19 protein-coding genes are annotated in these 20,276 nt (G+C 71.3%); 9 read left to right on the top strand and 10 right to left on the bottom strand.

Annotated features, from left to right (window positions below; all coding sequences use genetic code 11):
• Nucleotides 1–45 precede the first annotated feature (45 nt).
• From VGX25_RS05260 to eccE, 5 genes are all read right to left on the bottom strand, one after another.
• Nucleotides 46–1,884 (bottom strand): S8 family peptidase, encoded by a 1,839-nt coding sequence (locus tag VGX25_RS05260; protein WP_326916450.1) that lies wholly within the window; start codon nucleotides 1,882–1,884, stop codon nucleotides 46–48.
• Between the two features lie 265 nt (nucleotides 1,885–2,149).
• Nucleotides 2,150–3,697 (bottom strand): S8 family peptidase, encoded by a 1,548-nt coding sequence (locus VGX25_RS05265; protein WP_326916451.1) that lies wholly within the window; start codon nucleotides 3,695–3,697, stop codon nucleotides 2,150–2,152.
• 219 nt (nucleotides 3,698–3,916) lie between these two features.
• Nucleotides 3,917–5,116 carry a S8 family peptidase gene (locus tag VGX25_RS05270; protein ID WP_326916452.1) on the bottom strand — a complete coding sequence of 400 codons (1,200 nt, stop codon included), beginning with the start codon at nucleotides 5,114–5,116 and terminating at the stop codon, nucleotides 3,917–3,919.
• 398 nt (nucleotides 5,117–5,514) lie between these two features.
• Nucleotides 5,515–6,261: a hypothetical protein gene (locus VGX25_RS05275; RefSeq protein WP_326916453.1), complete on the bottom strand. Its 747-nt coding sequence runs from the start codon at nucleotides 6,259–6,261 to the stop codon at nucleotides 5,515–5,517.
• Between the two features lie 99 nt (nucleotides 6,262–6,360).
• Complete coding sequence (gene eccE, locus VGX25_RS05280; RefSeq protein WP_326916467.1) at nucleotides 6,361–7,572, bottom strand: type VII secretion protein EccE; 1,212 nt, start codon at nucleotides 7,570–7,572, stop codon at nucleotides 6,361–6,363.
• A gap of 344 nt (nucleotides 7,573–7,916) precedes the next feature.
• On the opposite strand from eccE, the gene eccB reads away from it, so the two are divergent.
• Both eccB and VGX25_RS05290 read left to right on the top strand, forming a co-directional pair.
• A complete protein-coding gene (gene eccB / locus VGX25_RS05285; RefSeq protein ID WP_326916454.1) occupies nucleotides 7,917–9,557 on the top strand; it encodes a type VII secretion protein EccB in 1,641 nt (546 codons plus the stop codon).
• 2 nt (nucleotides 9,558–9,559) lie between these two features.
• Entirely contained in the window at nucleotides 9,560–9,910 is a 351-nt protein-coding gene (locus VGX25_RS05290; protein ID WP_326916455.1) for a hypothetical protein, read from the top strand.
• Here the strand turns inward: VGX25_RS05290 and VGX25_RS05295 are convergent.
• The gene (locus VGX25_RS05295) at nucleotides 9,891–10,742 is read right to left on the bottom strand and encodes an SGNH/GDSL hydrolase family protein (protein WP_326916456.1); all 852 of its coding nucleotides are present in this window, start codon (nucleotides 10,740–10,742) and stop codon (nucleotides 9,891–9,893) included. The two genes, VGX25_RS05290 and VGX25_RS05295, sit on opposite strands and share 20 nt — an antisense overlap.
• A 251-nt stretch (nucleotides 10,743–10,993) precedes the next feature.
• Nucleotides 10,994–12,070, bottom strand: a complete 1,077-nt coding sequence (corA, locus tag VGX25_RS05300) for a magnesium/cobalt transporter CorA (protein WP_326916457.1) — start codon at nucleotides 12,068–12,070, stop codon at nucleotides 10,994–10,996.
• Between the two features lie 351 nt (nucleotides 12,071–12,421).
• Between corA and VGX25_RS05305 the strand changes: the two genes are divergently transcribed.
• Both VGX25_RS05305 and VGX25_RS05310 read left to right on the top strand, forming a co-directional pair.
• Nucleotides 12,422–12,925 carry a MaoC family dehydratase gene (locus tag VGX25_RS05305; protein WP_326916458.1) on the top strand — a complete coding sequence of 168 codons (504 nt, stop codon included), beginning with the start codon at nucleotides 12,422–12,424 and terminating at the stop codon, nucleotides 12,923–12,925.
• A 236-nt stretch (nucleotides 12,926–13,161) separates the two neighbouring features.
• Nucleotides 13,162–14,274, top strand: coding sequence for a DUF2332 domain-containing protein (locus VGX25_RS05310; RefSeq protein ID WP_414635720.1), 1,113 nt, complete (start codon nucleotides 13,162–13,164; stop codon nucleotides 14,272–14,274).
• Nucleotides 14,275–14,298: 24 nt separating this feature from the next.
• Here VGX25_RS05310 and VGX25_RS05315 read toward each other — a convergent pair whose 3' ends face one another.
• Nucleotides 14,299–14,718 carry an NUDIX domain-containing protein gene (locus VGX25_RS05315; protein WP_326916460.1) on the bottom strand — a complete coding sequence of 140 codons (420 nt, stop codon included), beginning with the start codon at nucleotides 14,716–14,718 and terminating at the stop codon, nucleotides 14,299–14,301.
• A 132-nt stretch (nucleotides 14,719–14,850) separates the two neighbouring features.
• On the opposite strand from VGX25_RS05315, the gene VGX25_RS05320 reads away from it, so the two are divergent.
• From VGX25_RS05320 to VGX25_RS05340, 5 genes are all read left to right on the top strand, one after another.
• Nucleotides 14,851–15,015 (top strand): hypothetical protein, encoded by a 165-nt coding sequence (locus VGX25_RS05320; RefSeq protein WP_326916461.1) that lies wholly within the window; start codon nucleotides 14,851–14,853, stop codon nucleotides 15,013–15,015.
• Nucleotides 15,016–15,033: 18 nt separating this feature from the next.
• Nucleotides 15,034–15,594, top strand: coding sequence for a PH domain-containing protein (locus VGX25_RS05325; protein WP_326916462.1), 561 nt, complete (start codon nucleotides 15,034–15,036; stop codon nucleotides 15,592–15,594).
• Nucleotides 15,595–15,641: 47 nt separating this feature from the next.
• A complete protein-coding gene (locus VGX25_RS05330; protein ID WP_326916463.1) occupies nucleotides 15,642–16,502 on the top strand; it encodes a PHP domain-containing protein in 861 nt (286 codons plus the stop codon).
• Nucleotides 16,503–16,567: 65 nt separating this feature from the next.
• Nucleotides 16,568–17,377, top strand: a complete 810-nt coding sequence (locus VGX25_RS05335) for a PD-(D/E)XK nuclease family protein (RefSeq protein WP_326916468.1) — start codon at nucleotides 16,568–16,570, stop codon at nucleotides 17,375–17,377.
• A 9-nt stretch (nucleotides 17,378–17,386) separates the two neighbouring features.
• Nucleotides 17,387–17,746: a hypothetical protein gene (locus VGX25_RS05340; protein ID WP_326916464.1), complete on the top strand. Its 360-nt coding sequence runs from the start codon at nucleotides 17,387–17,389 to the stop codon at nucleotides 17,744–17,746.
• A 3-nt stretch (nucleotides 17,747–17,749) separates the two neighbouring features.
• Here VGX25_RS05340 and VGX25_RS05345 read toward each other — a convergent pair whose 3' ends face one another.
• Complete coding sequence (locus VGX25_RS05345; RefSeq protein WP_326916465.1) at nucleotides 17,750–18,685, bottom strand: alpha/beta hydrolase; 936 nt, start codon at nucleotides 18,683–18,685, stop codon at nucleotides 17,750–17,752.
• Between the two features lie 42 nt (nucleotides 18,686–18,727).
• On the bottom strand, nucleotides 18,728–20,131 hold the full coding sequence (locus tag VGX25_RS05350; RefSeq protein WP_326916466.1) for a PQQ-binding-like beta-propeller repeat protein: 1,404 nt from the start codon (nucleotides 20,129–20,131) through the stop codon (nucleotides 18,728–18,730).
• Nucleotides 20,132–20,276: the final 145 nt, after the last annotated feature.

Below are 20,276 nucleotides of genomic sequence, written 5' to 3' on the forward strand. Positions count from 1 at the left end.
GAGTGAGAGGGATGGCGGCCTTCACCCTCTAGTGGGCCGAGGTGGTCACAGGTCGAGCGTCCAGCTGTCCAGGACGCCCTGGTCGAGGAAGGCCGCGTCGCGGACCCGGAGGTTCCAGGTGCCGTTGGCGGTCTCCCCGGACAGGTTGCGGGTGTAGGTCTGGTTGATGTTGTCGGCGGATCCGCCGGACCGGTTGTGCAGGTTGTAGACCGTGCCGTCGGGGGCGATCAGGTCGACCACGAGGTCACCGATCCAGGTGTGCTGGATGTGCACCTCGATCGTGGCGGTGGCCGAGCCGGCACCGGAGCAGCCGGAGATCGTGATCGGGCTGCTCACCGTGGCGAGGTCCCGGATGGCGAAGTCGGTGCCGTTGGTCGCCGGCGCGCATCCGGTGCCCGGCGCCGTGATCGTCCAGGTGAACGACGTGCTGCCGGCCTGGTTCGCGGTGTCGCGCGCGGTGGCCGTCACGCTGAACGTGCCGGCGGTGGTCGGCGTTCCGGAGATCAGCCCGGTCGAGGCGTTGATCGACAGGCCGGGCGGGAGACCGGTGGCCGACCAGGTGTACGGCGGCGTGCCGCCCGAGGCCGACAGCTGCAGGCTCACCGGGGAGCCGACGGTTCCGGTCTGGTTGCCCGGGTTGGCGACGCTCGGGACGCCCGGGTTGTTGGTCGGGTTGGTGAACAGCAGCCGGTTCGGCGAGCCGGTGCCCGGGCTGGTGATCTTGTTCGGGGTGGCGTTGTTGACCATCGTGGTGGCCACCTGCGCCGGCGTCAGCCCCGGGCTGCCGCCGAGGATCAGCGCGGCCGCGCCGGCCACGTGCGGGGTGGCCATCGAGGTGCCGCTGATCGTGTTCGTGGCCGTGTCGCTGGTGTTCCACGACGAGGTGATGCTCACGCCGGGCGCGAAGATGTCGGTGCAGGTGCCGAAGTTGGAGAACGACGCCCGCGCGTCGTTGATGTCCGAGGCGTTCACGGTGATCGCCTCGGGCGTGCGGGCCGGGGTGAAGTTGCACGCGTCGGAGTTGGAGTTGCCGGACGCGATCGCGTAGACGACGCCGTCGGCGACCGAGTTGCGCACCGCGTTCTCCATGGTGGCGTTCGTGCCCGACGCACCAAGGCTCATGTTCGCCACGGCCGGCTGGCCGGCCTGGTGCTGCTGGGTGACGAAGTCGATGCCGGCCGTCACGCCCGCCAGCGAGCCGGAGCCCTGGCAGTTGAGCACCTTCACCGCGACCAGCCGCACGTTCTTGGCCAGGCCGTGCGCCGTTCCGCCCACGGTGCCGGCGACGTGCGTGCCGTGGCCGTTGCAGTCGGTGTTGTTGCCGTCCCCGGTGGTGTTGGTGCCCCACACGGCGCGGCCACCGAAGTCCTGGTGGGTGGTGCGGATGCCGGTGTCGATGATGTAGGCGGTCACGTTCGCCGTGCCGGCCGGGTTGTGCGTGTAGCTGCTGTCCAGCGGGAGGTCACGCTGGTCGACCCGGTCAAGGCCCCAGGACGGCGGGTTGGGCTGCACGTCGGTGATGCGCACGACCTGGTCCTGCTGGACGTAGGCCACGGCCGGGTCCGCGGCCAGGCGCCGGGCCTGCTGCTCGGTCATGCTCGCGGCGAAGCCGCGCAGTGCCGCGCGGTAGGTGTGCTTGACCTGCCCGCCGTACTTCGACGTCGACGCGCGCACCTGGCTGTCGATGCTCTGCGCGGACACCGAGTCGCGGAACACGACGACGTAGCTGTCCTTGATCGTGTCCGCGGCGCCGGCGTTCAGCACCTGCCCCTCGGCTGCCGCCGCGGGCGAAGCCACACTGGCCGCGACCAACGCCGCCGCGGCGAACCCTAAGCCGACCAGCCGGCGTAACGAACCGGCGCTGGAGCCTTCACTTGCACCCATCAGATGGTTCTCCTTAACAGGGCACAGGCGACCCCCGCCCACGAGGGGTCGCATGTGGATGGAGATTGCGGGGCGTTCGCAAGCGAACGGAAACAGACTCATCCGTGGACGGCCGCTACGCAAGAGAGTCGGACAGCTTCGTACCGTCGCTTATGAACAGTATTGATCGGAATGGGAACGGATTGGGCCGTTTGGCGGATCTAGCCCGGCGGCGGGCCGCCGTCCCCATCGGTCGGGAACGGCGGCCCGGAGCTGCTCAGGCGATCTACAGGTCGAGCGTCCAGCTGTCGATGCGGCCGACGTCCTGCGCGGCCGCGTCGCGGACCCGGAGGTTCCAGGTGCCGTTGGCGGTCTCGCCGGACAGGTTGCGGGTGTAGGTCTGGTTGATGTTGTCGGCGGATCCGCCGGACCGGTTGTGCAGGTTGTAGACCGTGCCGTCGGGGGCGACCAGATCGACGACGAGGTCACCGATCCAGGTGTGCACGATGTGCACCTCGATCGTGGCGCTGGCCGACGGGGCGCCGGTGCAGCCGGAGATCGTGATCGGGCTGTTCACCGTGGCGAAGTCGTTGATCGGGAAGTCGGTGCCGTTGCTCGCCGCGGGGCACGGGCCGGGCTGGGGCGGGGTGCCGGAGCCGGTGAACAGCAGCCGGTTCGGCGAGCCGGTGCCGGCGTTGGTGATCTTGTTCGGGGTGGACGCGTTGAACAGCGCGGTGGCCACGGCCGACGGGCTGGCACTCGGGTTGCCGGCCAGCACCAGCGCGGCCGCGCCGGCCACGTGCGGCGTGGCCATCGAGGTGCCGCTGATGTTGTTGGTGGCACTGTCGCCGGTGTTCCATGCCGACGTGATGCCCTGGCCGGGCGCGAAGATGTCGGTGCAGGTGCCGAAGTTGGAGAACGACGCCCGCGCGTCGGTCGTCGTCGACGCGTTCACCGTGATGGCCTCGGGCACGCGCGCCGGCGAGGAGCTGCACGCGCTGGTGTTGGAGTTGCCCGATGCGATCGCGTAGGTCACGCCGTCGGCGATCGACCGCTGCACGGCCTGGTCCAGCGCGGTCGACGCGCCGCCGCCGAGGCTCATGTTGGCCACGGCCGGCTGACCGGCCTGGTGCTGGTTGGTCACGAAGTCCACGCCGGCGATGACCCCGGTGTTGGAGCCGGAGCCGCTGCAGGTCAGCACCTTCACCGCGACCAGCCGCACGCCCTTGGCAAGGCCGAACGTCGAGCCGCCGACCGTGCCCGCCACATGGGTGCCGTGCCCGTTGCAGTCGGTGTTGTTGCCGTCCCCGGTGGTGTTGGTGCCCCACACGGCGCGGCCGCCGAAGTTGCTGTGCGTGGTGCGGATGCCGGTGTCGACGATGTACGCGGTGACGTTGTCGGCCGTCGTCGAGTACTGGTAGAGGTTGTTCAGCGGCAGGTCCCGCTGGTCGACCCGGTCGAGCCCCCACGACGGCGGGTTGACCTGGTCGATGGTCGCGTGCACGACCTGGTCCTGCTCGACATACGCCACGGCCGGGTCGGCGGCCAGCCGCTTGGCCTGCTGCTCGGACATCGTGGCCGCGTAGCCGTTGAGCGCGGCGGTGTAGGTGTGCTTGACCTGCCCGCCGTACCGCGCGGCGCTCGCCTGCGCCTGGGCCTGCACACCGTCCTTGAACACGACGATGTAGCTGCCCGGAATCGCGTTGGCCGAGCCGGCGCCGAGGATGGTGCCCTCGGCCGCGGCGGCGGGCGCTGCCATGCCCACCGCGGTGGCGACCGCCGCGGCGGCGGCGAAGCCAAGACCGGCGATACGTCTGAACGACCTGTCTCCCATTGCAGGGTCTCCTTCATGCAGGGACGTGCCCGACCTCCAGCCCTCGATGGAAGCCGCGCACGGAAAATGGAGATGGAAGGTGTTCGCGAACGAACGCCGTCCAGACTTGTCCGCCGGTGCCCGCGACGCAAGAGAGCCGAACGGCGCCGCACCGTCCCTGTTTTGAACAGATATGTCCACACTGGGAACGCTTGCGCCGTTCGGCTCAACAGCCTTGCGCTACAGGCCGATCGTGAACAGCAGGAGGTTCGGGGAGCCGGTGCCCGCGTTGGTGATCCGGTTCGGGGTGGCGTTGGCGACCAGTGCCGAGGCCACCGTCGCCGGGCTGGCCGACGGGTGGGTGGCCAGGTACAGCGCGGCCGCGCCGGCCACGTGCGGCGTGGCCATGGACGTGCCGCTGATCGTGTTGGTCGCGGTGTTGCTGGTGTTCCAGGCCGACGTGATGCCCTGGCCGGGCGCGAAGATGTCGGTGCAGGTGCCGAAGTTGGAGAACGACGCGCGCGCGTCGTTCTGCGTGCTGGCGTTCACCGTGAGCGCCTGGGTGACCCGCGCCGGCGAGAAGTTGCAGGCGTTGGCGTTGGAGTTGCCCGACGCGATCGCGTAGGTCACGCCGTCGGCGATCGAGTTGCGCACCGCGTTGTCCAGCGCCGTGCTGACGCCGCCGCCGAGGCTCATGTTGGCCACCGCGGGCGCCCCGGCCGCGTGCTGGCTGGTCACGAAGTTGATCCCGTTGACGACGCCGGTCGTGCTGCCGGAGCCGCTGCAGGTCAGCACCTTCACCGCGACCAGGCGCACGCCCTTGGCGACACCGAACGTCGAGCCGCCGACGGTGCCGGCCACGTGCGTGCCGTGGCCGTTGCAGTCGGTGTTGTTGCCGTCCCCGGTGGTGTTGGTGCCCCACACGGCGCGGCCGCCGAAGTTGGTGTGCGCGGTCCGGATCCCGGTGTCGATGATGTAGGCGGTGACGTTGCTCGCCGTCGTGTTGTAGGTGTACCGGTTGTCCAGCGGCAGGGTCCGCTGGTCGATCCGGTTGAGGCCCCACGACGGCGGGTTGAGCTGGTCGACCATCAGGTGGAACACCTGGTCCTGCTCGACGTACGCCACGGCCGGGTCGGCGGCGATCCGCCTGGCCTGCCGCTCGGTCATCTTCGCGGCGTACCCGTGCAGCGCGTCGCTCCACGTGGCCGTGACCTGCCCGCCGTACTTCGCCGCGGTGGACTGCGCCTGGGCGTCGACGCCCTGCGCCTGCACCCCGTCCTTGAACACGACGAGGTAGCTGCCCGGAATCGCGTTCGCCGCGCCGGCGCCCAGCACCTGGCCCTCGGCCACGGCCGGTGTCACAGAGGCCACCGCGATCGCCGCCGCCGCGGCGAACCCGAGCGTGCCGACACGCATGACGAACCTGTTGCGCTCTCCCATAGCAGGGTCTCCTTCTGCAGGGTGCGGAGTGGGGGAACGCATTTACGGTAACGCAACAGAGTCGAACGGCTTCTCAGCGTCAAACGTGAACAGTTACCGGATAGCTCGGGCTGTGTTTTCTAGCTCGGGCAAGGCCGCCGGTCGCTGTGCTTGTTAGCTCGGGCAAGGCCGCCGGTCGCCTTCGGCGAGCGGCCGGGGGTCGGGTTGCGTGGGGGGTTGCGGGCCGGGGTGGGTGGTTGGGTGTCGTGGGTGGTTGGCTGACGACGCCTGCGGGCAGGGGCTCGTTCCTCGCCCCTGCCCTGGTCGTCGTGTGGCGGCCGCCCTCGCCAAGATCGGCCGCCCTCGCCAAGGTTGGCGAGCCCAGCGCGGTTTCGGGCACGGTCGGTCGCCGCTCCGGACTAATCTCCGCGGCGGACGGGGCCGAGGATGGCTTGTTCGCGTTGGGTGGTGACGAGGCGGAAGGGTTTCCAGAGGTTGCGGCCGAGGGCGACGACCTGGTCGTCGGTGAGGGTGGTGAGTTGGTGGACCATCGGCGGGGGCAGCCGCCAGATGCGGGCGGCCAGCTGGGCCTGGCCGACCGGGAGTCGTTGCAGCAGCACCAGATCCGCGGCGTTGGCGGTGGCGCCCGCCTGGGGGTGCAGGTAGGGGAGCACGTAGACCGTGGTCTGCCAGGCAGAGCGGGGCGGGAACAGTTCCTGCGGGGTGGGGCCGCCGTCATGCACCACGAGCAGCGGGCCGTCCTCCGACGGCCGGGGCAGCTCGACCGGACTCAGCCGGCGGATCTGCACCAGCGGCGCGGGCCGGCCGTCCGGGCCGGTGCCCGCGGCCTTCTGCAGCAGCTGCCACGCGGTCGGCCGGCCGGTGGCGACGACGACCCAGGCGCCGACGGCCATCGCCCGCAGCGCCACCTGGCGGGCCAGGTAGAGCCCGCCGACCAGGACGATCCGGGTGGGCGCAGGGCGCAGCGCGGACATCGCCAGCGGCTCGCCGGACAGGCCGGAGCCCAGCACCATGCCGCCGCGGTCGCCGGACGGGCTGACCGCGTCCAGCATGGCCGGGGTGACCAGGAACTCCTGGGCGATGCCGCTGTCGGCGCCGTGGGCGTCGAGCAGCCGGCTCGATCCGCTCTTGTTGGGAGCGCTCATGCCGCACCCTCCAGCTCGGGCATGTTGGCCGGTGTCGTGGGTCGCCTTGGGTGCCGGGTCACCGGACCGCCAACTCCCTCGCCGGGCATCTCGCACGCTTCATGCCCGGCCTCCCAGCGGCAGTGTGGCGGCAAGGCCGGCAACCTGCAGGCCGCGCAGCGGGGTGAGGGTGATGCCGAGCCGGTTGGAGATCGCGCTCAGCCGCTCGTCGGCGTACTCCAGCTCGCGCGGCGTGCGGGCGCTGACCCGGACCAGGCCGCGCAGCCCGACCTGGTTCTCCTCGTTGCCCGGCGACACGGACATGGCCACGGTCGCCGAAAGGGCGCGCACGCCGGTCAGGGCGTTGAGGCTGGCCGCCGCCTTGCCCTTCGGCCAACCGGTGACCGCGTAGCTGGCGTGGCCGATCCCGGCCGCGGTTACGCCGGTCCACCGCTCGCGCAGCGCTATCCGGTTGTTCGAGCCGGCGACCGCGGTCAGCTCCGCGGCCGAGATGCCGGCCTTGAGCAGCTCGTCCGGGTCGAGCGGGCGGGTCGGCACGCCGCGCGACTCGAGCGCGTTGCGCACCCGGGACAGCGCGCCGATCAGCGCGCGGTGCGCGCCGACCACGCCGCCGCCGCGCTCGCGGACCGCGGCCGGGCAGCGCCGCGGGTCCAGCCGGACCGCGACCCAGGTGGTGCGCCGCGCGGCGGCCGCGAGCGGGCCGAGCACCTCCAGGTAGGAGGCGAGCGCGGGGGAGTTCGGGGGCAGCGCGGCGCTGCCCGGGTAGCAGTGCCAGATGACCTGGATGGCGTCCAGCACCACGCCGCGGTCCTCAAGGCACGGGGCGAGCGCGCCGAGCGGCAGGCTCGGGGTGCCGCCGATCGGCATGACCAGCGCCGGCGCCGGGTCGACCAGCAGCACGGCGGTCCAGGTGCCCTCGTGCCAGGCCAGCCCGAGCGGCCGCCGCTCGTGGTCGACGCCGTGCGCGATCACCAGGTCGGGCACGACGACGCGGAGCAGGCCGACCCGCGGGTCGTCGGGCCCGGTGACCGTCGACCCCTCCGCGGCGGCCATTGACTCCATCGTGACCGGCCCGCCCGGCCGGCTGACCCTGGTGTGCGACCGGAACGCGTAGCGCACGGTGAGCCCGACCCATTGGGTGAACCAGCGGCCATTCCAGCGAGTGAACGCGATCAGCAGGGCGAGCACCGCCACCCCGATCGCCACCCACTTGAGGTCCTGGTCGATCGCGATCAGCACCAGGCCGATCGCCACCCCGACCTCGAGCACGACCAGGTTCGTCACCGGCAGCGCGCCGAGGCTGGCGCCCATCGTGCGGCGGCGCGCGCTGATCGTCGCGCGCGGGGCCGCCGGCGGCCTGGGCATCGCCGGTCCCGGCCGGCCGCCGGGGGGAGGTGGCGGGAGCGGTCCGCCGGGGCCCGGCGGACCACCGCGGCCCCCGGGACCACCCGGGCCGGGCGGCCGCGGCGGCTGACCCGGTGGCATCCCGCCCTGTCGTGGAGGCGTCGTCACCGACATCCGCTCGTTCTTCCCCTCGGAGTTCGTCCTGGTCACGCAGGATAACCGGGCCAGTTGGCCGAGAACCCGCATGCGCGGGGCGTCGACCCGGCTATCCTGCGAAACCGTACCGCGAGTGGGAGAGCTGCAGGCCGAGAATGCCGTCAACACCGACGACCAAGTCACAGGTTCAGGCATACCGCTTCGTGCTCCGGCGCATGCAGTCCGCGCTGGTGCGCAAGGACGCGGTCATGCTCCACGATCCGATGCGCACGCACAGCCGGGCCACGATCGTCGGGGTGTGCATCGCCGCGGTCGCGGTGGTCGGCTTCCTGGTGTGGGGGCTGCTGAGCCCCGATCCCAAGCCGCCCAACGAGGACAGCATTCTGATCAGCAAGCAGTCCGGGCAGGTGTACGTGCTGATCAGCAACCCGAGGCAGCTGATCCCCACGTTCAACCTCGCGTCGGCCCGCCTGCTGCTGGTCGCCCGGCAGCAGCAGAACCAGCAGGCGCAGGCCGGCGGGACGGCCGGACAGATCCCTTCCGGCAGCCTCAGCGGCGGTCAGGGCCCCAAGGAAGCCACGATGGTGGACGAGAAGGAGCTCAAGGACATCCCGCGGGGACGGATGACCGGCATCCAGAACGGCCCGGACATGTTGCCCGGCAACGACGCCCGGATCGACCCGTACTGGGCGGTGTGCGACGCCTACGAGGTCGACCGGACCCTGCCGGACCCGACGAGCGAGAACAACGTCGAGACCACGGTGCTCGCCGGCGTCAAGGACCTCGGGCCCGAGCTCGCCGAGTCGCACGCGCTGCTGGTCCGTGGCGATGACAACAAGGTCTACCTGGTGTACCGCACTCCGGTGACGGCCAACATCAAGAACGCCAACGCCGTCAAGGCCGAGGTGAACATGGGCGACGCCAACGTGAAGGCCGCGCTCAAGCTGAACGACTCCGACGTCCGGCGGATCACCACGGGCCTGCTGAACGCGATCCCGGCGCAACCGCCGCTCACCCCGCCCATCATCGAGGGCCGCGGCGAGCAGCCGAACGGGTTCCAGGTGGAGAACCTCCTGATCGGTCAGGTGTTCCAGGTGGAACGGGCCGGCCAGCGCGAGTTCGACTACTACGTCATGCTGCGCGGCGGCATCGAGCTGATCAAGCGGACCACCGCGGATCTGATCCGGTTCACCGAGTCGCTCAACGCCAAGGAGATTCCCACGGTCGCGGCGGACGCGATCTCCGGCGTGCCGAACGTGGATGAGATCGACGACAAGCCCTCCCCGTCGGTCCAGCCCGAGATCCTCACCGCGGAGGCGAACCCGATCGCCTGCCTCGGCTGGACCGTGACCGGCGAGGGCAACTCCGCGGACTCCCACACCGCGGTGCACGTCGGCGTGGAGGTGCCGCTGCCGAGGAAGCCCGACGGCACCCGGTACGAGAGCATCAGGATCGGCACCCCCGGCGCGAACGGGCAGCGGATCGACCGGTTCTTCATGCCGCCGGGCCGGGCCGCCGTGGTCCGCGGCGCGGAGTCCAAAGAGGACTTCGGCCGCGGACCGATCTACCTGATCTCCGACCGCGGCGTGAAGTACGGCGTGCCGGACGTGCAGACCGCGAACATCCTCGGCCTTGCGGACCAGAGGCCGGCCTACTCCCAGATCACCAACCTGCTGCCCGACGGGGCCTCGCTGAACACCCGCGACGTGCTGCAGACCTACGACTCGGTCCCGGTGCAGCCCGGCGTCTTCGAGACCCAGCAACAGCAGGCCGGCGGCGGCAACGGAGGAGGATGACGGTGCCGCCCGAGGAAGACCGCTCCGTGGACAGCGTCCGCTCGGTGGACTCCGTCCACTCCGTACTGTCCGCCGGCTCGCTGGTGAGCGTCATGTCGGCCGGCAGCATCCTGTCGATCGGATCATCCGGCTCGATCCTGTCCATCGGCTCGGCCGGGTCGATCCTGTCGGTCGGCTCGGCCGGGTCGATCCTGTCGGTCGGCTCGTTCGCCTCCGCCCTGTCCTACCGCTCCGCCTTCTCGATCCTCGGCCGCAACCAGGCGTTCACGATCAACCGCCCGCGCCGGCGGGCGCTGGTCGCCGTGGCGCTCGCCGCCGTCGCCTGCGGGGTGGTCAGCTCACGCCGGCGGTGACCACCTGCGCCATGCCGATCATCCCGGTGGCGTTGGGGTGCAGCGGAGCGGCCACGTTGAGCGGGACCAGCGGCTCGGTCCACCGGATGAGCGGGGACTTGCAGACGTCCTTGCCGATGCCCGGGGTGCGGATGTCGATGTAGGTGGCGCCGTGCGCGCCGGCCTCGGCGACGAAGACCTGGTTGAGCTGGTCGATCTTGGCCTGGATGTAGTTGGCGTCCCTTGCCCACAGCGGCACCAGCGGGTGGCAGCCGTTGGGCGGCAGGTAGGTGGTGTAGCCGACGATGTACACCGCCGCGTTCGGGGCGCGCTGGTGGATGCCGTCGAGCACGGCGGCGATGCGCGGGGCCACGCCGGCGATCCGCTCGCCGTAGACGTCCCGGCCGCCGGCGGTGTTGCGGTCCGCGCAGGACGTGCCGAACGGTTCGGGCAGAAGGTTGACGCAGTCGAGGGCCAGGCCGACCAGGCCCGCGTCGTTGCCGCCGATCTGCACGGTGACCAGGGTGGTGTCCGGGCCGAGCGCGTCGAACTGCGGCGGCACGGTGCCCAGCTCGGTCTCCTGCGGGTTGGTCATGTCCGCGGTGACCGCGCCGGAGCAGGTGACGTCCGTGATCGGCACGCCGAGCCGCCGCGCGACGAGCTTGGGGTAGTTGTTGGTCGACCGCAGGCAGCCGGGCGCGCTCAGGTCGGGCAGCGGGATCAGCGGGCCGGCCGCGGCGGAGTCGCCGAGCGCGACGTAGCGCCGCCCGGTGGCGGAGGCCACCCCGGCCGGAGCGATCACGGTCGACACAAGGAAAAGCAGGGCAAGCACACCCGCGACACGCCTGGTCATCGTCGACCACCTCCAGCCGGATTGTGAGTCCCGGGTGGAGGGTTGGGGTACCGCCGGACGGTTAGATGCCAGGCGCGGCGCCGTAACCGTCGGCAATCAGCAGCGTGATCAGGACGAGCCAGCAGAGCACGAAGGTCAGCAGCCAGAACAGGTGGCTGGTGAGCATGCGGGTCATGGCGAACCTCCATCGAGGGGCGAGATCGATGCCGGGTCCGGGTCGCTGGGTAGTCGGGGGGCGTCCGGCTACCCAGCTAGAGCCATCGATTCCGCCGGAAGGTGCGATAGAGGATCACGCAGGCGACCACGATCAGCGCCAGCACCGCCGGGTAGCCGAACTTCCACCGCAGCTCGGGCATGAAGTCGAAGTTCATGCCGTAGACGCCGACCACCATGGTCGGCACCGCGATGATCGCCGCCCATGAGGTGATCTTGCGCATGTCGTTGCTCTGCTGCAGCGTGATCTTGGCCAGGGTGGCGTCGACCAGCGTGGTGAGCAGCTCGTCGAAGCTGGCGATGTGCTCGGAGACCGTGGTCAGGTGGTCGTCGACGTCCCGGAAGTAGGACCGGACCTCGTCGGGCACGAGCGGCGAGTAGCCCTCGGCCAGCCGGCGCAGCGGGTTGGCCAGCGGCGTCACCGACCGGCGCAGCTCGAGAACCTCGCGCTTCATCAGGTACATCTGCTCGGCGCCGATCGGGCTGTTCGGGGCGAACACCATCGACTCGATCTCGTCGATGTCCTCCTCGATCGACTCGGTCACGGCCAGGTAGCTGTCCACCACCCGGTCGGCGATCGCGTGCAGCACCGCGGCCGGCCCGGAGGCGAGCCGCTCGGGATCGGCCTCGAGCTCGGCGCGGAGGCCGTGCAGGCCGGAATGCTGGCCGTGCCGCACCGTGACGATGAAGTCCCGGCCGAGGAAGGCCATGATCTCGCCGGTCTCCACGATCTCGTTGGCCGTGGTCGGCGACTCGTGCTCGATGTAGCGCACGGTCTTGAGGACCATGAACAGGATGTCGTCGTAGCGCTCCAGCTTGGGCCGCTGGTGCGCGCACACCGCGTCCTCCACCGCCAGCTCGTGCAGCCCGAAGGTCTCGGCGATGCCCTGGATCTGCTCGTCGTCCGGCTCGAACAGGCCGATCCAGACGAACCCCTCGCAGCGCCTGCGCACCTCGGCGACGGCGTCGGTGTGCGTCCACCGGCCGGGCAAGCGCTTGCCTTCGACGTAGACGGCACAGTCCACCACGTAGGCGGAGATCGGCACCGGGACCGGGCGGTCGGGCTGCCGGCTCGCGCGGGCCCTCAGCCCGGACAGCGAGGGAATCGTAGGCATGTGGGGCCTCCAGCTGCTCACGTCAGGCAATGACGCGCCGGGAGGGATCGGCCGGCGCGGCGGGCGTCCCAGCCGGAACCACAGGGCCTAGCGGGTGACCGTGGGTTCGGTGGGGACGCAGGTGGTACTGCACCCGTTCGAGCTGTCGGCCGTATGCGGGCCGCTCATGCGTCCTCACCTCCTCCGGTCGCGGTGCCTCCAGACACCAATCGCCCAGGGTACACCAGCACTGATCAATTGCAGTATCGCTGCGTGCTCGACCTGCACGGGTGGACTCGCTCACACCTGGTGGGGAACGCGAATGCGGGCCGGGCACACTGTCCTTCGTTCCCGCACGGATGGAGGCGTGGCGTGCAGTTCGGTCGGTACTTCGAGGAGTTCGAGATCGGCGCGGTCTACAAGCACTGGCCGGGCAAGACCGTGACCGAGTACGACGACCACCTGTTCTGCCTGCTGACCATGAACCACCATCCGCTGCACCTGGACGCCCACTACGCCGAGAACACCACCGACTTCGGTCGCAACGTCGTGGTCGGCAACTACGTGTACTCCCTTGTGCTCGGCATGTCCGTGCCGGACGTGTCCGGCAAGGCGATCGCGAACCTCGAGATCGAGTCGCTGCGGCACCTCAAGCCGACGTTCCACGGCGACACCATCTACGGCGAGACCGAGGTGCTGGACAAGACCCCGTCGAAATCCAAGGACGACCGGGGCGTGGTCTACGTCGAGACCCGCGGCTACAAGCAGGACGGCACCGTGGTGCTCAGCTTCCGCCGCAAGGTCATGGTGCCCAAGCGTTCCTACGGCGAGGCCCGCGGCGGCGAGCAGCCGGGTCGCCCGGAGCCGAGGACCTAAGCCATGTTCGAACTGCGCTGGGGTCGGCAATTCTTTGGCGAGGGCGGCCGCCACACGACGGCAAGGGCAGAGGCGAGGAACGAGCCCCTGCCCGCAGTCGTCGTCAGCCAACCCCCCATGCCGAGTAACCACCCACCCCGGCCCGCAACCCACCAAGCAACCCGACCCGAGGCCGCTCGCCGAAGGCGACCGGCGGCCTTGCCTGAGCTAGAAACACTGCCGAGTAGGGGATGATCATGGCGGCCCCGGAGCTCGAGCGCGTCCAGTACCGTCTGCGCCAGTTCGCCCAGCACGTCGCGGCCGGGGTCTCGCCGCTGTACGCGCACCTGGCCGAGCGGGCGGCCGACGACGCCGAGGTCGCCGGCCTGCTCACCGCCACAAGCCCGGAGTTCGCCACCCCGACCCTGCTGCTGGCCGCGGTGCACCGGGTGCTGCAGGCCGAGCCGGTGCACGAGCTGAGCAACTACTACCCATCGCTCGGTGGCAGCTACGGCGTCGACTCCGGCACCTGGCCGCTGTTTCGCGCCTTCACCCTCGAGCGCGCCGACGCCGTCCGCGCGCTGATCGCCACCCGGACCACCCAGACCAACGAGGTGCGCAGGGCCGCGCTGCTCTACCCGGCGGTGGCCATGGCCGCCGCGCGCCGGCCGATCGCGCTGCTCGAGGTGGGCTGCAGCGCCGGGCTGCTGCTCAACCTCGACCGGTACTCCTACCGGTACCAGACCGAGCAGGCCGGTCAGCTCGTCGCTGGCCCGGCCAAGGCCACGGTGGGGCTGCACTGCGCGCTGGAGCTGGCCCCGGGCGCGACGCTTCCGGTGCTGCCGAAGAAGCTGACCGTCGGTGCGCGGTTCGGGTTGGACCGTGCGCCGGTCGACCTGGCCGACGAGGAGCAGTACGCCTGGCTGGAGGCGTGCATCTGGGCCGACCAACCCGAGCGGCTGCGGTTGTTCTCGGCCGCGGCAAGGGCCCAGCGCGACAACCGACCCGAGCTGGTCACCGGTGACGCGATCGACGATCTGCCCGCCGTGGCCGCCCGGGTGCCGGCCGAGCTGCCGCTGGTGGTGCTCACCAGCTCGGCCATGTTCTACCTGCCCAAGCCGCGCCGGGCGGACTTCGTCGCCGCGCTCGGGGAGCTGGCCGCGCGGCGTCCGGTGCACTGGGTCACCCACGACGAGTACGAGGCCGCCCTGCGCCACGTCCTGCCCGACCGCGCGGATCTGCGGTGGCCCAAGGAGGACGGCCACAGTTTCGGCACGCTCGGCCTGGTGCGCTGGGAGGACGGCCGCGCGGTCGGCCGCGCGCTGGCGAAGACGGCGTGGCACGGGCAGCGCATGACCTGGCTCCCCTGACCACGCCGGCGCCGTGTCGGAGTGTCACACGATGATCTGCCACTCCCGCAGGGTCTCGGCGAGCAGCGGCGACAGTGCCCCGGCCCGCTCCAGCTCGGCGAACCGAGCGGCGTCGACCCAGGCCACGTCCGCCGCGTCGTCGCCGGGTCGCAGCCGGCCGCCGGTCACCTCGCAGGCGTAGTCGTAGATCGCGTAGACCCCGCCGGGGGCGGCCCGCTCGACGGCACCGACGAGGGCACCGGGTCGAACCGTCAGGCCGGTCTCCTCTACCATCTCCCGGACCACCGCGTCGGCGTCGGTCTCGCCGGCCTCGACCCGGCCGCCGGGCAGCGACCACCTGCCCCGGCCCGGTTCGTTGGCCCGCTTGACCAGGAGTAGTCGTCCCGTTGCGTCACGGACGATCCCGCCGACGCACCTGATAATCCCAACGCCGGAGCCGGTCACGAACACCGAGCGTAGCCCGTACAACGGTAGGCGTACCCCGTACTGACCCAACAGCGGGACTTGCCTCCCCTTCATGAGCGATGTGCGGTACAACGGACTTCAGCAGTGCAAGATCAGTTCGGAGGGACGGCTGTGAAAGCGAAGAAGATCCTACTTATTGTAGGTATTGCATTGATTGCGTTCTTCCTGATCAGTCAACCGGTGCAGTCCGCGGCGCTGGTGAATGACATCCTGCTCGGGTTGAAGAACGCGGCCGAGGCGGTCATCACGTTCGTACGCTCGGTATTCCAGGGCTGATCGAGTACCGTTTCAGCTATGTTCGCGCCACGGGACCCGGACGAGTATCTGCTCGACTCGGAGCGCCGAGTGATCCGGGTGCGCCTGCACTGGGCCAGCCTGGCCTGGGACACCTTCGAAGCTGCCGCCTTGCTCGCCGTGTGCGTGATGGTCTCGTACCTGCTGCCGCCCGCCGGCTGGCTGATCCAGAACGTCCTGTGGTACATCGCGCTTGCGGTCGTCCTGCGCTACGCCTACCAGGTGCTCTCCTGGTGGGTCGAGCGGATCGTGGTCACCGACAAGCGAATCCTGATGACCACCGGCGTGTTCACCACCCGGGTGCTGATGATGCCGATCAGCAAGGTCACCGACCTCACGTACAAGCGAACGCTCAACGGCCGGATGCTCGGCTACGGCACGATGATCGTCGAGTCGGCCGGCCAGATCCAGGCGCTCAACTACATCGAGTTCCTCCCCAAGCCCGAGCAGGTCTACGACGCCATCTCGGAGCTGGTCTTCGGTGACAAGAAGGCCCAGGCGGAGCGCTTCTCGATGATGAAGGCCCGCCGCATGGCCCAGGGCAAGCGACCCGTCGGCTGAACGGGGCGGGACCCGCCGGCCCGGACATGTCGTCCACACTGGACTACATGCGCATCGACCTGCACACCCACTCCACGGTCTCCGACGGGACCGACACCCCGGCTCAGCTGGTCGCGGCCGCGGCCGGGGCGGGGTTGGACGTGCTGGCCATCACCGATCACGACAGCACGGGCGGGTGGGCGGAGGCGGCCGAGGCGTTGCCGCCAGGGCTGACGTTGGTGCGCGGCGCCGAGCTGTCGTGCTGGTCGCCGGACGGGCGTGGCGGGCACTGCACGGTGCACCTGCTGGCGTACCTGTTCGACCCGGAGGCCGACGCGGTGGTCGCCGAGCACGCCAGGGCGCGGGCGCAGCGGCGGCAGCGGCTGCAGCGGATCGCCGAGCGGATGGCGGCGGACGGCTTTCCGGTGGACGCCGATGCGTTGCTGGCCGGGCTGCCGCCCGGGTCGACGGCCGGCCGCCCGCACCTGGCCGCGGCGCTGGTGTCCGCCGGTGTCGTGTCCACTGTGGACGAGGCGTTCGCGCGGTTCCTGAACGATCGCGGGCGGTACTACGTGCCGAGCAGCAAGACGCCGGTCGAGGCGGCGATCGGCATGGTCGGGCAGGCGGGCGGGGTCAGCGTGCTGGCCCACGCGTTCGCGCACCACCGCGGGCCCACGGTGACCGCCGGGGTGATCCGGGAGCTGGCCGCCGCCGGCCTGGACGGGGTGGAGGTGGACCACCCCGACCACGACGCCGATGCGCGGGCCGAGCTGCGGGCGCTCGCGGGCGAGCTCGACCTGCTGACCACCGGGTCGAGCGACTACCACGGCAGCAACAAGACAATCCACTTAGGACAGGAGCTGACCTCGCCCTGGGTGCTCGACGCGATCGTGGAGCGGGCAACCGGCGCCGAGCTTCTGGTCGGGTGAGTGCGGGCGGTGTCGGGCCCATTGCCTACGCTGGAGTTGTGCACGGGCAGTTGGGCTTCGACAGCATGCCGCGCAAGTTGATCAGGGTCACGCCCGCCCGGCTTGCGGTCTGGAGCGACTGTCCACGCCGTTACCGGATGACCTATCTCGACCGGCCGACGCCGCCGCGCGGCGGGCCGTGGGCGCACAGCACCGTGGGCGCCGTCGTGCACAACGCGTTGCGGGCGTTCTTCGACCTGCCGGTGCGCAAGCGGACGCCGGAGGCGGCGGCCGCGCTCGTGGGTCAGGGCTGGAAGGACGACGGGTTCGCCGGGCCCGAGCAGTCGGCCCGGTTCCGGGCCAAGGCAAGCGACTGGGTCGCCGACTACGTGGCCGGGCTGGACGTGGGCATGGATCCGGTCGGCCTCGAGCGGTGGGTGTCCGCGCCGGTCGGCACGATCGTGGCCGAGGGCCGGGTGGACCGGATCGACGAGCGCGGCGACGAGCTGGTGATCGTCGACTACAAGACCGGCCGGCACGCGCTGACCACCGACGACGCCCGCGGGTCGCAGGCGCTGGCGCTGTACGTGATCGCCGCGCGGCGCACGCTGCGCCGGCCGTGCCGCCGGGTGGAGCTGCACCACCTGCCGAGCGGCACGGTCGCGGTCTGGGAGCACACCGAGGAGTCGCTGGACCGGCACCGCAGGCGCGCCGAGGAGACGGCCGAGGAGCTTCAGCTGGCGACGGATACCCTCGATGCCGGCGGCGCGGCGGACGTGTTGTTTCCGGCCCGCGTCGGGCGGCAGTGCGCCTTCTGCGACTTCCGGCGCAGCTGTCCGGAGGGCCAGGCCGCCGGTCCCGCCGCCGAGCCATGGGCGTTGCTGGTCGACGACTGAGGAGTTCTCGTGCAGGATTCGGCTCCGCCGCCCGCGCTCGAGCCGGTGTCGGGCTCGAGCCCGACCGAGCCGCTGGTGGCGCCCGAGCGGGGCCGGGCGCGGTCCGGTTTCTGGCGTGAGTTGTCCGGCGCACTGGCCGTCGGGCTGGCCGTGCTCGCCGCCGCGGTGCTGGTGTTCCAGATCGTGTCCTTGGCTCGCGGGATGCCCGGTCCCGGCCTGGCCACGGTCCTCGGTCACGTGGCGGCGGCCGCGGTCGCGGTGCTGGCTCAGCGGTTCGCCGACCGGCGGCGCGGCCGGGTGGGCGTGGCGGCCGTGCTCGGTGTCCTGCTGATCACCGGCGCTACCCTGTGGATCTTCTGGTGGGCCTGAGACTCAGGCGGCGGCGCGCGCGGCGGGGACGTAGTCGGCGTAGTAGAGCAGCCAGGTCCGCCAGGTCGGCATGAGCGTGTAGAGCAGCTCCTCCGGGTTCTCCACGTTGGGGGAGTGCCGGGCGTTGCGGATGACGGCGAAGTCGGCGTCGAGGCGGTCGGCCATGTCGCGCTGGGCGGACACCGGCCAGGCGTCGTCGCCCTCCCCGCACATCACAAGGGCCTGGGCGCCGGTCGACTGCAGCGTGCGGGCCAGCGCGCCGACCAGGTCGGGCTCGGTGCGCAGGCCGTGCGCCATGCCGAGCAGGGCGGCCGGGTTGGACCGCAGGAACCGGGTGCGCAGGAAGGCCTTGAGCTCCGGCGGGTGCGCGATCCAGGCGGGGTTGTGCGCGTCGAGGGTGTCCCGCAGCTTCTGCGCGGCCTCCATGCCGTACTGCCGGATGGCCGGCTCGCCGATGTCCAGCGCCTGCCGGCGCCAGCCCTGCGGCAGCTCGGCCGGGCCGCTGTCCACCAGGGTCAGCCCGACGATGGGGGCGCCGGCCAGCACCGCGGCGCGCGCGACAAGGCCGCCGTAGGAGTGGCCGAGCAGCATCACCGGCTGGCCGCCGGCGGCCAGCTTGCCCACCAGCTCGGCGACCACCAGCCCGAGGGAGCTCGGCAGGTAGGCGGACTCGTCGCTGGGTCCCCCCGACTCGTACTGGCCGGGCAGGTCGATCGCGAGCGCGTCGAAGCCCTCGTCGGAGATGGTGTCCAGCATCGGCGCGAAGTCTTCCTTGGACCCCGTGTAGCCCGGCACCAGCAGGGCGATCGGCGCCGGACCGCGGCGACCCCTTGCCTTGATGTGCAGGCCGGCGATCGGGCCGTACCGGCCGAGCAGGTCAATCCGTTTGGCCCGGTGCGGGCTCAGCTGGGACCACGGCTGCGAGGCAGGAGAAGTCACCACTCGAGTGTGCATGACGGGGGCTGTAATTACCGTGGAGCTTCAACGAAGTGCGACTAGATTCGCACCTCGTTGCTCCAGGACCATGGGTCCGATCGTGGACATCGTGACCGGCCCGGAGTACTCCGCCCGGTCCACCGGGATCGTCCCGACGAACTCCCCGGTGGCCTGGTCGACCACCCTGATGCCGTCGACCACGGGAAACAGCGCCCGCCCCGCGAAGATCGTGCCGGCGCCGAGCGTGCCCTGCACCGTCCACAGCGGCCGAAGCTCCACGCTGTGCAGCGCGATGGTCCGCGAGCCGGTGTACCAGTACACCGCCGCGGCCCCCGGCGTGGTCGGCACCACCAGGCCGGGCGGGTCGCCGCGCAGGTCCTGCTCCGGCAGGCCGAGCGGGTACTCGGCCACCTGCTTGCCCTGGTCGTCGTACACGACCAGCCGGCTCGGGTCGGGCAGCACGACCGCGGTGCGCTCCTGGCCCGTCGCGGCGCTCATGGCCACCACCCTGGCCGACGACGAGCCGACCACCACGCTGAACACCACCGCGGGCTCGTCGGCCTTGTTGTCGGAGTTGGTCGCGCGGTAGACGGTCAGCCGGTCGCCGGGGTCGGAGCCGCACCGCTCGATGACCCCGATCCGACCGGACGCGACCGCGACCGACCCGTAGGTGCAGTCGGTGCGCGGCTGCTTGCCGGAGTTCACGATGGCCGGCAGGGTGCCGTACTCCATCGTCTGGACCAGGTCCGACCGCCAGGTGGTCAGCAGCCGGCGGCCGGTGGTGGTCACGTAGGTGCCGTCGTAGAGCAGCCGGGTGTCGACCTCCGCGTCGGTGTGCCGCTGCCCGGACTGGGGCTTGTCCACCGGCTCGTCCGGCTTGCGCTGCTTGCCGCGCAGCCCGGTGGCCGGGTCGAACGCGATGGCCTCGCTGCAGCCGCCGCCCGCCCGGGAGTCGCCGGCCGGCAGCAGGCCGCCATCGGTCCGGTACACCGCGATGGCCAGCGAGAACGCCGGGGCGATCGTGCACAGCGGCAGGTCGCGGGCGTAACGCCAGAGCACCTCGCCGGTCAGCGGGTCGCGGCCGGCGACCTCCCCGCCGTCGCCGGTCACCACGACCGGGCCGGCCGCGACCGGCACCTGGGTCGCCGAGCTCGGCGCCCGCCAGGCCTCGCCGAGCGACGGCGGGAACACGGTGGGCAGCTGCGGCTCGGGCACCGGTTCGGGATTGGTCTGGTGCGTGGTGGCCCGGATCTCGCTGCCCTGCCAGATCAGCAGGCCGACGAGCAGGGCCACGATCACGATCAGCACCGCCGCGAGGACGTCGAGCCCGGTGCGGAACCTGGTCCGCTCGGCGGGGTCCAGCGGCTCCGGCTCGACCGGACCCGCCGGGTACTCCCCGTCGAGCACGTCCTCGGAGCCGAAGACGGTGCCTTGCTGGTCGGCGCGCACGGGCCTAGTCTGCCGGGCGCCCTGTTTCACCGGTGTTCGGGCTCTCGGTCACCTCGACCCCGGCCCGCCTGCGGCGGCGCCGGCGCGCGGGCCGGTCGGCATGCGCGTCCTTGGCCTCGACCACCTCGGCCGCCTGGCCGTTGTC

Origin of the sequence: Actinophytocola sp., assembly GCF_035942955.1 — a bacterium.
Classification (GTDB): domain Bacteria; phylum Actinomycetota; class Actinomycetes; order Mycobacteriales; family Pseudonocardiaceae; genus DASYTH01.

Bases quoted from the DNA above. Each gene is read 5' to 3' on its own strand.
- VGX25_RS05260 (WP_326916450.1), bottom strand. From the start codon at position 1,884: ATGGGTGCAAGTGAAGGCTCCAGCGCCGGTTCGTTACGCCGGCTGGTC.
- VGX25_RS05265 (WP_326916451.1), bottom strand. From the start codon at position 3,697: ATGGGAGACAGGTCGTTCAGACGTATCGCCGGTCTTGGCTTCGCCGCC.
- VGX25_RS05270 (WP_326916452.1), bottom strand. From the start codon at position 5,116: ATGGGAGAGCGCAACAGGTTCGTCATGCGTGTCGGCACGCTCGGGTTC.
- VGX25_RS05275 (WP_326916453.1), bottom strand. From the start codon at position 6,261: ATGAGCGCTCCCAACAAGAGCGGATCGAGCCGGCTGCTCGACGCCCAC.
- eccE (WP_326916467.1), bottom strand. From the start codon at position 7,572: ATGGGCGCCAGCCTCGGCGCGCTGCCGGTGACGAACCTGGTCGTGCTC.
- eccB (WP_326916454.1), top strand. From the start codon at position 7,917: ATGCCGTCAACACCGACGACCAAGTCACAGGTTCAGGCATACCGCTTC.
- VGX25_RS05295 (WP_326916456.1), bottom strand. From the start codon at position 10,742: ATGACCAGGCGTGTCGCGGGTGTGCTTGCCCTGCTTTTCCTTGTGTCG.
- corA (WP_326916457.1), bottom strand. From the start codon at position 12,070: ATGCCTACGATTCCCTCGCTGTCCGGGCTGAGGGCCCGCGCGAGCCGG.
- VGX25_RS05310 (WP_414635720.1), top strand. From the start codon at position 13,162: ATGGCGGCCCCGGAGCTCGAGCGCGTCCAGTACCGTCTGCGCCAGTTC.
- VGX25_RS05325 (WP_326916462.1), top strand. From the start codon at position 15,034: ATGTTCGCGCCACGGGACCCGGACGAGTATCTGCTCGACTCGGAGCGC.
- VGX25_RS05330 (WP_326916463.1), top strand. From the start codon at position 15,642: ATGCGCATCGACCTGCACACCCACTCCACGGTCTCCGACGGGACCGAC.
- VGX25_RS05335 (WP_326916468.1), top strand. From the start codon at position 16,568: ATGCCGCGCAAGTTGATCAGGGTCACGCCCGCCCGGCTTGCGGTCTGG.